General features: G+C 32.1%; 10 protein-coding genes. 5 read left to right on the forward strand and 5 right to left on the reverse strand.

From position 1 onward, the window contains the following. The first annotated feature begins 272 nt into the window (after positions 1-272). The 5 genes from thrS (at position 273) to rlmF (ending at position 4608) form a co-directional block, all read left to right on the forward strand. On the forward strand, positions 273-2213 hold the full coding sequence (gene thrS / locus ABWP60_RS04865) for a threonine--tRNA ligase (RefSeq protein WP_353149332.1): 1941 nt from the start codon (positions 273-275) through the stop codon (positions 2211-2213). 86 nt (positions 2214-2299) lie between these two features. Then, positions 2300-2800, forward strand: coding sequence for a translation initiation factor IF-3 (infC, locus tag ABWP60_RS04870; protein WP_353149772.1), 501 nt, complete (start codon positions 2300-2302; stop codon positions 2798-2800). 105 nt (positions 2801-2905) lie between these two features. Continuing rightward, a complete protein-coding gene (gene rpmI, locus ABWP60_RS04875) occupies positions 2906-3103 on the forward strand; it encodes a 50S ribosomal protein L35 (RefSeq protein WP_140964640.1) in 198 nt (65 codons plus the stop codon). 121 nt (positions 3104-3224) lie between these two features. Next, complete coding sequence (rplT, locus tag ABWP60_RS04880; protein WP_091312626.1) at positions 3225-3569, forward strand: 50S ribosomal protein L20; 345 nt, start codon at positions 3225-3227, stop codon at positions 3567-3569. Between the two features lie 124 nt (positions 3570-3693). Beyond that, complete coding sequence (rlmF, locus tag ABWP60_RS04885) at positions 3694-4608, forward strand: 23S rRNA (adenine(1618)-N(6))-methyltransferase RlmF (protein ID WP_353149336.1); 915 nt, start codon at positions 3694-3696, stop codon at positions 4606-4608. 31 nt (positions 4609-4639) lie between these two features. On the opposite strand, the gene ABWP60_RS04890 is transcribed toward rlmF, so the two are convergent. The 5 genes from ABWP60_RS04890 to ABWP60_RS04910 form a co-directional block, all read right to left on the reverse strand. Then, positions 4640-5338 (reverse strand): response regulator transcription factor, encoded by a 699-nt coding sequence (locus tag ABWP60_RS04890; protein WP_353149338.1) that lies wholly within the window; start codon positions 5336-5338, stop codon positions 4640-4642. Between the two features lie 3 nt (positions 5339-5341). Then, entirely contained in the window at positions 5342-6925 is a 1584-nt protein-coding gene (locus ABWP60_RS04895; RefSeq protein ID WP_353149341.1) for a sensor histidine kinase, read from the reverse strand. 70 nt (positions 6926-6995) lie between these two features. Further along, positions 6996-7583, reverse strand: coding sequence for a dephospho-CoA kinase (coaE, locus tag ABWP60_RS04900; protein ID WP_353149344.1), 588 nt, complete (start codon positions 7581-7583; stop codon positions 6996-6998). Between the two features lie 2 nt (positions 7584-7585). Next, on the reverse strand, positions 7586-8581 hold the full coding sequence (locus ABWP60_RS04905; RefSeq protein ID WP_353149346.1) for a glycosyltransferase family 2 protein: 996 nt from the start codon (positions 8579-8581) through the stop codon (positions 7586-7588). An 86-nt stretch (positions 8582-8667) separates the two neighbouring features. After that, complete coding sequence (locus ABWP60_RS04910) at positions 8668-13206, reverse strand: fibronectin type III domain-containing protein (RefSeq protein ID WP_353149349.1); 4539 nt, start codon at positions 13204-13206, stop codon at positions 8668-8670. Positions 13207-13244 lie beyond the last annotated feature (38 nt).

Genomic DNA, 13244 nt, shown 5'->3' on the forward strand with positions numbered 1-13244 from the left:
ATAATAATCTTTTTTTAAAGTATTTTCTTAACTATTGAAAAACAAGAAGTTACATGTAAATGTTTTTTGATAAGAATAATAAGTAGCGCAATGTATCTAAAAAAATTAGCTAAATAAGACAGAAAAGAGCAGCAACCTTTTTGTGTGTTTGAAAGGGGACTAACAAAAAAATCAAGTAGATTAGGAAGTGGGTGTTAAAAAAAAACTATACCTATATATATTGTAGGAAATATTGGATTGTATTATCTTTGCTCCTCAATAAAAATTAAACCATGATTAAAGTTACTTTACCCGATGGATCGGTAAGAGAGTTTTCGCAAGGCGTAACTCCAATGGATGTTGCTAAAAATATTAGCGAAGGATTTGCTAGAAATGTGATTTCGGCTAATTATAATGACACAACGATAGAAACATCTACCCCGTTAACCACTGATGGTACACTTACTTTATATACATGGAATGACAAAGAAGGAAAGAAAGCATTTTGGCATTCAACTTCACACGTAATGGCACAAACGCTTGAAGAAATATACCCAGGAATTAAATTAACACTAGGGCCTGCAATTGATAACGGCTTTTATTATGATGTAGATTTTGGGGATCATAAAATTACGGATGCGGATTTCAAGAAAATTGAAGATCGCGTTTTAGAAATTTCTAGAGAGAAGCATGAATTTAAAATGCGTGCAGTAACGAAAGCCGAAGCGTTAGAAGTTTATAAAAACAACGAGTACAAAACAGAATTAATTTCTAATTTAGAAGACGGAACTATTACTTTTTGTGATCATGCTACGTTTACAGATTTATGTCGTGGTGGACACATTCCGAATACAGGGATAATTAAAGCTGTGAAAATCATGAGTATTGCTGGTGCATATTGGCGTGGTGATGAGAAAAACAAACAGTTGACACGTGTTTACGGAACTTCATTTCCAAAACAGAAAGATTTAACAGACTATTTAGAGTTATTAGAAGAAGCGAAAAGACGCGACCATAGAAAGTTAGGTAAAGAATTAGATTTGTTTCATTTTTCACAACGTGTTGGACAAGGTTTACCATTATGGCTACCAAAAGGTGCCGCTTTACGCGATAGATTAGAGCAGTTTTTAAAGAAAGCCCAAAAGAAAGGAGGATACGAACAAGTTGTTACGCCTCATATTGGGCAGAAAGAATTATATGTTACTTCTGGGCATTATGCAAAATATGGTGCAGATAGTTTTCAACCGATAACGACTCCAGCTGAAGGTGAAGAATTTTTGTTAAAACCAATGAATTGTCCGCATCACTGTGAAATATACAATTCTAGACCTTGGTCATACAAAGATTTACCAAAACGTTATGCTGAATTTGGTACCGTTTATAGATACGAACAATCTGGAGAATTGCACGGTTTAACTCGTGTAAGAGGATTTACTCAAGATGATGCACATATTTTTTGTATGCCAGATCAATTGGATGCGGAATTTAAAAATGTAATTGATTTAGTACTTTATGTATTTGGTTCATTAGGATTTGAAAATTTTACAGCGCAAGTTTCTGTTAGAGATTTAAACAATCCTGACAAATACATAGGTAGTGTTGAAAACTGGGAAAAAGCAGAAAATGCTATTATTAGCGCTGCAAAAGACAAAGGTTTAAATTACGTTATAGAAGCAGGCGAAGCTGCATTTTATGGTCCGAAGTTAGACTTTATGGTAAAAGATGCATTAGGCAGAAGTTGGCAATTAGGAACTATCCAGGTAGATTACAACTTACCTGAACGTTTTGAACTATCATATAAAGGCGCTGATGACAAATTACATCGTCCAGTAATGATTCATAGAGCGCCATTTGGTTCCATGGAGCGATTTATTGCTATTTTACTAGAACATACCGCAGGGAATTTCCCACTTTGGTTAATGCCAGAACAGGCAATTATATTAAGTTTAAGTGAGAAATATGAAAAATATGCGAAAAAAGTTTTAGATTTGCTGGAAATTCACGAAATTCGCGCCCTAATTGACAACCGAAATGAAACAATTGGTAAGAAAATTAGAGAAGCTGAAATGCAAAAAATGCCATTTATGCTGATAGTTGGTGAAGAGGAAGAAAAAAATGGTACCATTTCTGTACGTCGAAACGGGCAAGAAGGAAAAGGAAATATTACAGTTACAATTGAAGAATTTGTAAAAATTGTAAATGAAGAAATAAGCAAAACATTGAAACAATTTTAAAGTTTAACTAAAATTACAGAGTCATAGCAATTAGAAGAGGAAGAGGGAGTTACACTCCTAGAGTAGAAAAAGTAGCCGCACATCGTATTAATAATTTAATTAGAGGTGTAGCTGAAGTACGTTTAGTAGGTGAAAATATTGAACCAGGCGTATACAAAATGGCCGATGCACTTCGATTTGCAGAGGAACAGGAAGTAGACTTAGTTGAAATTTCACCAAACGCAGACCCACCTGTTTGTAAATTGATGGATTATGGAAAATTCTTATACCAACAAAAGAAAAGGGAAAAAGAATTAAAAGCAAAATCTAGTCAGGTTGTAATTAAGGAAATTCGCTTTGGACCTCAAACTGATGAGCATGATTATGAATTTAAGAAAAAAAACGCTTTAAAATTCTTGCAAGAAGGCTCTAAATTAAAAGCATTTGTATTTTTTAAAGGGCGTTCTATTATCTATAAAGAGCAAGGACAAATTTTATTATTACGTTTGGCTCAAGATTTAGAAGAATACGGTAAAGTAGAAAGCATGCCAGTTTTAGAAGGAAAACGTATGATTATATACATTGCTTCAAAGAAAAAAGTTAAATAAAGCAATAAGCATTAAGCAGTAAGCAATAAGCAGTAAGCAATAAAAAGCCTAATGCTTATAGCTATCAAGATAGTAAGTAAGAATAAATTAAATACCTAGGAAAAAATGCCTAAAATGAAAACAAAATCTAGTGCTAAGAAACGATTTAAAGTTACTGGTTCTGGAAAGATCAAAAGAAAACACGCTTTTAAGAGTCATATTTTGACGAAAAAATCTAAAAAACGTAAATTAGCTTTAACTCACTCTGGTTTAGTTCATAAAACAGATGAGAAAAGCATTAAACAACAATTAAATATTATTTAATACGTTGTTTGGTTAAAACTAATTAATAACCCTGGAGTGGGCAGACTTCGACAGGCCAAGCCTGAAAATAGAAGTCGGAAGTACTAATAAAGTCGCCTTACTACAAAAAACATTTAAAATTATGCCAAGAGCAGTAAATTCAGTAGCTACAAGAGCTAAAAGAAAAAGAGTATTAAAACAAGCAAAAGGATTCTTCGGAAGACGTAAAAACGTTTGGACAGTCGCTAAAAATGCGGTAGAAAAAGCAATGTGCTATGCCTACCGTGATAGAAAACAAAAGAAAAGAAATTTCCGTGCCTTATGGATTATGCGTATAAACGCAGGTGCAAGACAATACGGAATGAGCTATTCTCAGTTTATGGGGAAAGTAAAAGCTAACAACATCGAATTGAACCGTAAAGTTCTTGCCGATTTAGCCATGAACCACTCAGAAGCATTTGCAGCTATCGTAAATAAAGTGAAATAATCAACGTTTAATCATATTTATATCTTACTTATACAAAATCCCAATCGAAAGGTTGGGATTTTTTGTTTCTTATCATAATGTAAATCCGTATTATTAATTGTAAATTTGCGACTTATAAGAATATATGGAAAATAATGAAACAAACCTTTACTTTGAAGGTTTACACCCAAGAAACAAACATGTTGGCAGATATGATTTTGCACAATTAATTAAAACACATCCCGATTTAAACTTACATTTATTCTTAAATAAAGCTGGAGAAAAGTCTATAGATTTTTCTAATCCTATTGCTGTAAAAGCCTTAAACAAAGCGTTATTAATGCATTTTTACAATTTAGAATACTGGAATATTCCTAAAACCAACTTATGCCCTCCTATTCCTGGAAGAGCCGAATACATGCATCATATTGCAGATGTATTAGCCGCTTCAAATGGCGGAGTGGTTCCTACAGGAAATACCGTTAGAATTTTAGATATTGGGGTAGGCGCAAATTGTATTTATCCAATTATTGGGAATCATGAGTACGGTTGGACATTTGTAGGTACCGAAGTGGATAAGCAATCTTTATTAACTGCAGAAACCATTTTAAGTAAAAATCCTAAATTAAACGAAAACGTAACTGTTCGATTTAATGATAATAAGCGAAATGTATTAAAATATATATTAGAATCGGAAGAGGTATTTGATTTTGTTATTTGCAATCCGCCATTTCATTCCTCTGCGGAAGAAGCTGCAAAAGGTTCGTTACGAAAAAGTAAAAACTTGGGTCAGAAAGTAGCTGACAAACCCGTTTTAAATTTCAGTGGGCAGAATAACGAATTATGGTGCGAAGGCGGTGAATTGGCTTTTGTAACCAATATGATTTATGAAAGTGTGCATTTTAAAAATCAATGTAAATGGTTTAGTGCCATTGTTTCTAAAAAATCAAACCTAAAGCCTTTGTACAAACAAATGAAGAAAGTAGAAGTTAAAAAAAGTACTACACTTCATTTAACTAATGGAAACAAAACTACACAGATTATTTGCTGGCAATTTTAATAAAAAAAGGCTACCAAATGGTAGCCTTTTTTTATGAATTTATTACTAAACGAAAACCTTCTCCGTGAATATTCAAAATTTCTACACGTTCATCTAATTTTAGATATTTTCTAAGTTTAGCAATATAAACGTCCATACTTCTTGAGGTGAAATAATTATCATCTCTCCAAATTTTTGTTAATGCTAATTCTCTTGGCATTAAATCATTTTCATGAAGGGCTAACATTTTTAATAATTCAGATTCTTTTGGAGATAATTTAATAGGTTCTTGATTATCAAAAGTTAAGAATCGCAATTTTGAATTTAAATGAAATTTACCAATAGTAAATTCAAAAATGGTCGAATCTGGTTTTGTTTCAGATACTTTTCTTTGAATAATCGCTTTGATTTTCATTAACAACACTTCTGAATCGAATGGTTTGTTTAAATAATCGTCAGCTCCAACTTTATATCCTTTTAAAACATCTTCTTTTAATGTTTTAGCTGTTAAAAAAATAATTGGCACTTCTGTATTTCTCTCTCTAATCTCCCTAGCTAATGTGTATCCATCTTTGTATGGCATCATTACGTCTAAAATACATAAATCATAGGTATCTTTTTTAAACTTCTCGAAACCTTCCATTCCGTTTTTAGCTAATGTCACTTCGAAATCATTTAATGATAAATAATCTCTTAAAACCGAACCAAAATTTGGATCGTCTTCTACTAATAATATTTTTTTTGCTTCCATATATTAATTTATTAATGGTAATTTAATTATAAACATGCTTCCTTTTCCTTTTTCACTTTCAACAAAAACCTCGCCATTATGGTCATCGATTATTTGTTTTACATAAGCCAAACCTAATCCGTGACCTTTTACATTGTGTAAGTCACCCGTATGTTCTCTAAAAAATTTATCAAAAACCTTCTTTTGAACAGCTTTTGTCATTCCTATTCCGTTATCTTCTATTTTAATAAGTACATAATCTTTAATATTTTCCGTGTACACGTTAATCATTGGTTTTTCTACCGAATATTTCATGGCGTTATCTAAAATATTAACCAATACGTTTGTAAAATGTATATCATTTAAAAGTACTGTAGTTCTAGTGGCATTAAAATGAGTATGCACTTCTCCTTCTCTATCTTCTAAAATTAAACTTATATGATCAATTGCATCTTCAATAAATTCTGTAATTTCTTGTGGTTCTTTATCTATATTTAATTCGTTTTTTTCTAATTTCGAAATTCTTAGTACATTTTCAACTTGGGCATGCATTCGTTTGTTTTCATCCTTAATCATTTGAAGATATTTTTGCACTTTTTCTTTATCATCAATAATTTTCGGATTTTTTATAGCATCTAAAGCTAAATTTATCGTCGCAATTGGTGTTTTAAATTCATGTGTCATGTTGTTAATGAAATCTGTTTTTATTTCAGATATCTGTTTTTGCATGATTAATTGTTTTAAAGCACTAGTATATGTTACTAAAATAATAACCACAAATAATAATGTTAAAATTGTCATTGGTAACATTGACGAGAATACAAAATTTGTTTTATTGGGAAATCTAATTAATAATTTATATTCTGTTTTTCCATCAGCATCTAATAAAATAGGCACGCTATAAGTGGTGCATTTATCGTATCTAAATTCTTCTGATTTTATTTTAGTTGCTAGACCATTTTTATATACAGCAAATTCATAAGGAGTTTTTAATTCTGATTTATATAATTCAAAATTCAAAACATCATTTACTAATTTTGAAGAAATTCTTTTATGAATTTGTCTTTGAGAAACAATGTCTCTAAACAAAAGTTCAAATTGAACACGGTCCAAAATACCTAATCTACCATTTTTTTGTATGGTTATATTTGGTTTTGTTCCTATATTAGATTCGCTACCTTCTAAAGAATTATCTTTATAAATTTGCGTTTTTCTTTTTGCTTGATATTCCCTAATTTTTATTGCACTAGCATTTTTATCAAAGAACGAACCATCTATACCAAAATCTTCTGGAATAATTGTGTTAGAATATATTAAAACTTCTTTTGTATTGGAATCTTTTTCATAATAAAAAAGTTGTTTTAATTGTTCTTGCTTAGGTTCTCTTCCTGTACTGTCTTTAAATTTTTTATAAGACGTATAGAAATCAACCATTTCTTTATTGTTTAGCTTCTCAGAAACATTACTTAAAACTACTAAAGCGTGATGTTTAAATTGATCATCATTTTTTTGAAAAGAACTATTAATCCAATACAATTGAACTAAAATAATTCCTATCAAGGAAATACTCATTAAAAAAACTAATATTCTAAACCTTGTTTTATTCATCATAGCAAAGTTAAGGCGGAATTAAAAGCAAGCGAAACAATTAACCAATATTTAACAATTATGTTAAAATTCAAATATTATTTAATTTTTTTATTAAAATATCGATTAATTGATACGTTTTTTCTAAATTTTCATTTACTATGACGTAAGTGGCTAATCTAATTTTCTCTTCTTCAGGAAGTTGGTTTTCAATAATCTTTAAAATGATTTCTTTGGATGTTTTATCTCTTTCTAAAACACGTTGAATTCGAGTTTCTAATGGTGCCGTTACTAAAATAGTTGCATCACAATAATTTTGACCCTTTGTTTCAAATAATATTGCCACTTCTTTTATAATAAAAGGAGCTTCTTTATGTTGTTTCAACCAATTTTCAAAATCTAGTGTTACTTTGGGATGAATAATCGAGTTAAGTTGTGATAATTTATCTTTATCCGTAAACACCAATTCACGAATATAATTTCTATTTAATTGACCGTTTTCTAAAATTACATTTTCTGAAAAAAGAGTTTGAACATGTTGCACAACTTCTTTGGTATTCATAATTTCTTTTGCCGCTTCATCGGCAATATATACAGGTACTCCTTTTGAAGCAAAATACTTTGCAACAGTTGTTTTTCCTGTTCCAATTCCACCTGTAAGTCCAATTATTTTAGTCATTATTATTTTTTAAAAAATAGTTTTGGAAAGGCCATCTCAGGTTGTTGTTTTAAAATTTGAATTTTAATAAATGAAAGTAAAAACCCTTTTCCATATCCATAAAACTGAATTACAGTTGCTACCAAACTGTATATGGCAATTTCTATAGATTTATTTTTTTGAATCGAAGCTAGAAACAACATTAAAAAATAAAAAACATATAGATACAAAAAATAAGGAAAATTGAAAATTGCTATTAATGAAGAAAACAAAAAACCTAATAAAAACATAGTTGGAAACCAAAATGTAATTTTTGCATATTCTGGATACCAAGAATTTAAGATTGGTCTAGCTAAACCAAATTTATTGACTTGCGTATAAAATTTATTCCAATCGATTCTACGTTTATGATATACAAAAGCCTTCGATATTAATTTTGTTTTATAGCCTAATTTCCATAACCGAATTGATAAATCAGGATCTTCGCCTGGGTGAATATTTCCGAAACCATTTGATGCTTCAAATGCTGTTTTAGACAAACCCATGTTAAAACTTCTGGGTTGAAACTTATCAAGTTTTTCACTTCCGCCTCTAATTCCACCGGTAGTTAAAAAAGAAGTCATAGTGAAATTTATAGCCTTTTGTATTTTTGAAAAAGAATCCAAAGCTGCATCTGGACCACCAAAACAATCCACAAAATCTTTTTTTAATTCTTCATCAACGGTTTGCAAATAATTAAATGGAATTATGCAATCGGAGTCTAAAATAATGAAATAATCACCTTTAGCTACATTCATACCAAAATTTCTAGAATCTCCTGGACCTGAATTGGGTTTAAAGTAATAGCTAATATTTAAATTCACATATTTTTGAAGTATATGCTCACAAGTAATTGTAGAGCCATCTTCAATAATTACAATTTCGTATTTAGAAATATAGGATTGTTTAGATAAACTTACTATTAGTTCGTCAATTTCATCAGGTCGATTAAAAACAGGTATGATTAAAGAAAATTGCATGGTGTTTTTTTATAAAAACAAAGATATATATAAAAACAAAAAAGTCCCGATTTCTCGAGACTTTTAAGTAAAAAATATTTAAAAAATTATTCCTTAATTACTTTAATTGTGTGAACTGAATCTTCAACAGTAATATTAACTATATAAGCTCCTGTAGTTAATGCAGCCATATTAACTTGAACGTCATTTGAATTCGTTTTAGTATTTAAAACTTCTTGACCTAATAAGTTAGTTATTTTTACATTACTGATAGCTGTTTTGTATGATAAATTCAAGACATCTTTTACAGGATTAGGATATGCTACAAAGTTTGAAGTATCAAAACTTGAGTTACTTAATGATGCATCATAAGCTGAAACTTGAAATGTTCCAAAATCATTATTTCCATATTCCCAAAATCTTACATACAACACCTCACCTGGTGTTCTATTTGTTAATGAAATTTTTGAAAATGAACCATTAGCTGAATCATCATCATCACATTCTACTAATACCAAAGTACTACATGGACCAGAATAAATAGCCATACCTGTATCAGAAATTAGTGAACCTGAAACTGATGCAGAATCAAATGTAATACTTCCAGATGCTGGTACAACTACAGAATACCATACATCACCACCTGAATAAGATGCACATCCTGGATCAGGAGCACCAGTAGATGCTGTTGATCCTATATTAGTTCCAACTAAAGGATTTGTTGCAAATGCAGCACCTGGAGTTAAAACCGTAGCGTTAGCACAATTGTCATTCGCTGGTGGAGTTGCTAATGTAGTAAATGAAACTGTATTCCATGTACTAAATGTTCCTATAGCACAAACAGAACGAACATGAAAATAATAAGTGGTTAACGGAGTTAAAGCTGAAGCCGCATAAGTAATACCACTGATTGCTGTACCCGAGCCTGTTGGAACTGTTCCCACAGTATTTAAAACATATTCATATCCTAAAGCGGCACTAGTAACAGCAGGCCAGTTAATATTTGCAACCATATCTGCAACACCAGAAGCTACTGGAGCAGGTGGCGCACATGCAGGTGGCGCTATTACTGAAATTGTATAATCTTCAAACTCCCCTCTAGTAACTGCAGCACATGGATTGCTTGGATTTGAAGCATTCCAATCCGTCATAATTCTCATTCTGTAGTTTCCAATAGCTGTTCCAACAGGAATTGAAATTGTACCAGAGAATGGTCCATTACCATAAGAGGTAGTGTTATATACTTTCTCTGTAGCATTATCTAATATCATATCATTATTCCAATCAATCCAAATTGAAAAACCAGCAGTTCCTCCAACAATAGCAGCATTAAAATTAAATGAACTAGTTGCAAAACCTTCTACAAATTGTGTACTTGCATTTAAATAACCACCAGTTGTAAAACCTGTAGCTAAATTAGAAATATTTTGAGATCCTCCCGTAGTTGAAAAATTATTTACATAAGTAGCATTACCCGTACTTGAAGGTAAGCAATATCCTGTAAAAAATGATAAAGTACTCCAGTTACCAAAAGCGCCAGCTGTACAAGCTGCTCTTACATGTAAATAATACACAGTTTGAGGGGTTAAGCCTGAAGCTACATAAAACGTAGATGTAGTAGCTGTACCTGAAGTAGGAGGTGTTGCAGATGTTGTTACTGCATATTCATAACCCGTTGCACCGTTAGTAGATAAATTATCCCATGAAGTATTTGCACCTGTGAAACTAACTCCACCAACAACTAAGCCGGTTTGATCCGGACAAGTAGGAGATAACTCTACTCTAAAATCATCAAAATTAATTCCATTTGGTGCACTTGGTGCAACCACACGAACTCCAAAAGAATAGTTGTCAGTTGTAGTTGGGGTAAATTCAAAATTAAATTTATTCCATGATGGACCTTGATATCCTGTTAATGGTGTGCCTAAAACGGTTGTCATATCACCAGCAGATTGTCCTATACCAACAGCAGTTGTAACATCGTATCCAACAACTGTATCTTCAGTTCTCATATAATAACTTAATCTATACGAAGTACCTGCAGTTAAAGTAAATGTTGGTGTAAATGCCCAACCATTTGTACTCCAAGTTCTACCTAAAGAATTCGAACCCGTATTTGCAACTGGTGTTGTTTCAATATTCCAATTGCTTGTAATATTAGTATATCCCCAACATGAAGGAAAAATGTTAGTACCAACTGCTAAACCTTCAAAACCTTCTGACCATGGAATATTTGTTACTGGAAGACATCCTGTAGTAAAAGGAATTGTTGACCAGGTACCAAATTCACCACCTGTACAAGCTGCTCTTACATGTAAATAATAAACCGTTTGAGGTGTTAATCCTGCTGCAATATAAAATGTAGCTGTAGTAGCTGTACCAGAAGCCGGAGGAGTAAGAGAGGTTGTTACTGCATATTCATAACCCGTTACTCCATTATTAGATAAACTATCCCAAGAAGTGTTTGCTCCTGTTGCAGAAATACCAGCTACAATTAAACCTGTTTGATCTGGGCAAGTTGGAATAGCTTCCCAAACAATATCATCTAAATAAACATTAGTAAATGTTGATGTAGATAATCTTCTTAAAGCAATAGCTGCTCCAGGACCTGTAAATGCATCAAAATTAACAACATAATTTTGAAATGTAGTAGTAATATCAACAGCTTCAACCAATGTAAAAGTAGTAGCATCTGTTGGATCTGTTAAAACTCCAATTTCTAAATCTTGAGTCGCTGTACTATTTCTAGCTTTGAATTTTAAACGATGTGTACCCGCACTTAAATTACTTAACGTTGGAGATACTAACATAATATTATCAGTTGCTGCAGAACTAGAATTATATAAATCAACTCCATTTGGTGCAGATGAATTTACTGTTGTAGTACCAACAGAAGCAAAAGTAGATAGTGTAGCACCAGAAAGTATTTTACCCCAACAAGATGGTAAAGCTGGTGTAGTAACACCATCAAAATTTTCATTAAAACTTGTTACAGGCGCACAAGAAGTAGTAAAACTAATTGAAGCACTCCAAGGACTGAAATCACCGGAACCACAATTTGCTCTTACAAACAAATAATAAGTAGTATTTGGTAATAAACCTGATAAAACTGCAAAAGTTGTAGCTACAGGAGTACCTGCAATTGTAGGCAATGTGTTAGTTGTTGACACAATGTACTCATAACCAGAAGATGGGATTGGATCTGTAGCATCCCAAGAAACTGAAGCACCTGTTGAAGTAATGCCTGCTGAAAGAAGTCCTAAAGGCTCTATACAACTAGGTGTTAAACGAACTTGAAAATTATCAATTGAAAATTCAATATCAGCATTTCCATTTGTTGTGCCTTCCACTGCTCTAAATGCAAATCTAACTGTTTGTGAAGCAAAAGCATCTAAATCAAGAGAAATTGGTGTAGCAGTTATACCTGGTTGATTTGTATCATTATAAGTATGCAAAACGGTCCAATTTGAAGTTCCTGTTGAAGAAACTAATACTTCTATAAAATCATCAGATTCCCATGGAGTTGTTGGTGCAGTAGTAGCTGCATACTGAACCGCTGCTGCATCAAATTTTAATTCATATCCAGTTGCAGGGATAGAAAATTGAGGAGAAATTACCCAATCATTTGCCCCAGTCATATAAATATTGTTACTAAACGCACCTGTTGTCCCTGCATTAGCGAATCCATCAGCTGCCCAACCCGATGCGGTAAAAGCACTAGGACCAGCAGTTAAGTCTCCATTAACACCATTCATCCAACATTGATTTGGTAAAAAAGTATTAAATAGTTCAATACTAGGATAAGTTGTATTTGCACCACAAGTAGTAAACGAACTTTCAGTACATCCAGTAGCTTGTCCGTTTGTATTGTAAGGAAAAACCTTTACATAATAAGTAGTTCCAGCTAAAAGTGCACCTAAGTTATAACTAGTAACGTTACCAACATCAAACATGTTTAAAACATTAGTACCTCCAGGAGTTGTGCCTACGCTTAATTTATAACCTGATGGAATACCAGGAGCTACATTCCAAGCAACTGTTGAACTTGAAATATTTGTAGCACCATTAACTGGTGTTGACAAAACAGTACAAGAAGGCGGAAATGCTGTTACCTGTGTTGCAGAAAAGTTATCTATATAAATATCATAATCGCCTGAAACCCATGTGAACAAAAATCTTAATTTTACATCAGACCCACTTGGTAAACTTGCTGCAGGGATTACATTTGAAAAAGTAGCACATGTATTGGCTACAACATGATTTGCATCATTAATTGTAAAAAAAGTAGTCCATGCCCCACCATTGTTTGTTGAATATTGCACTTGAATATTTCCCCAACCTGAAGTAGTAGGAGTAGTTGAATTCCAATCTTCAATTTTGTAATCAAAAGCCACTGTTAAGTCAGTTCCATTGGAACCTGCAACTTGATTTGGAGTTTCCAAAGATCCAGTTGTACTAAAAGAATACAAGTTATCTATGTACGAATTTCCAGCACACGATTCAGTTCCAGAAACGAATCCAAAACCATTACTTGTCCATCCAGTAGGGAGATTTGTTGAAGGATTAAAATTCTCAACAACATTAACTTGAGCAGTCATTTGCCAACATGTAAATAAGGCGAATAACCATAGTGTAATTTTTTTCATTAGAATAGAATTTATAATTGTATAGTAAATAAACAAAA

The organism is Flavobacterium sp. (assembly GCF_040402895.1).
In the GTDB taxonomy this organism is placed as follows: Bacteria; Bacteroidota; Bacteroidia; order Flavobacteriales; family Flavobacteriaceae; genus Flavobacterium.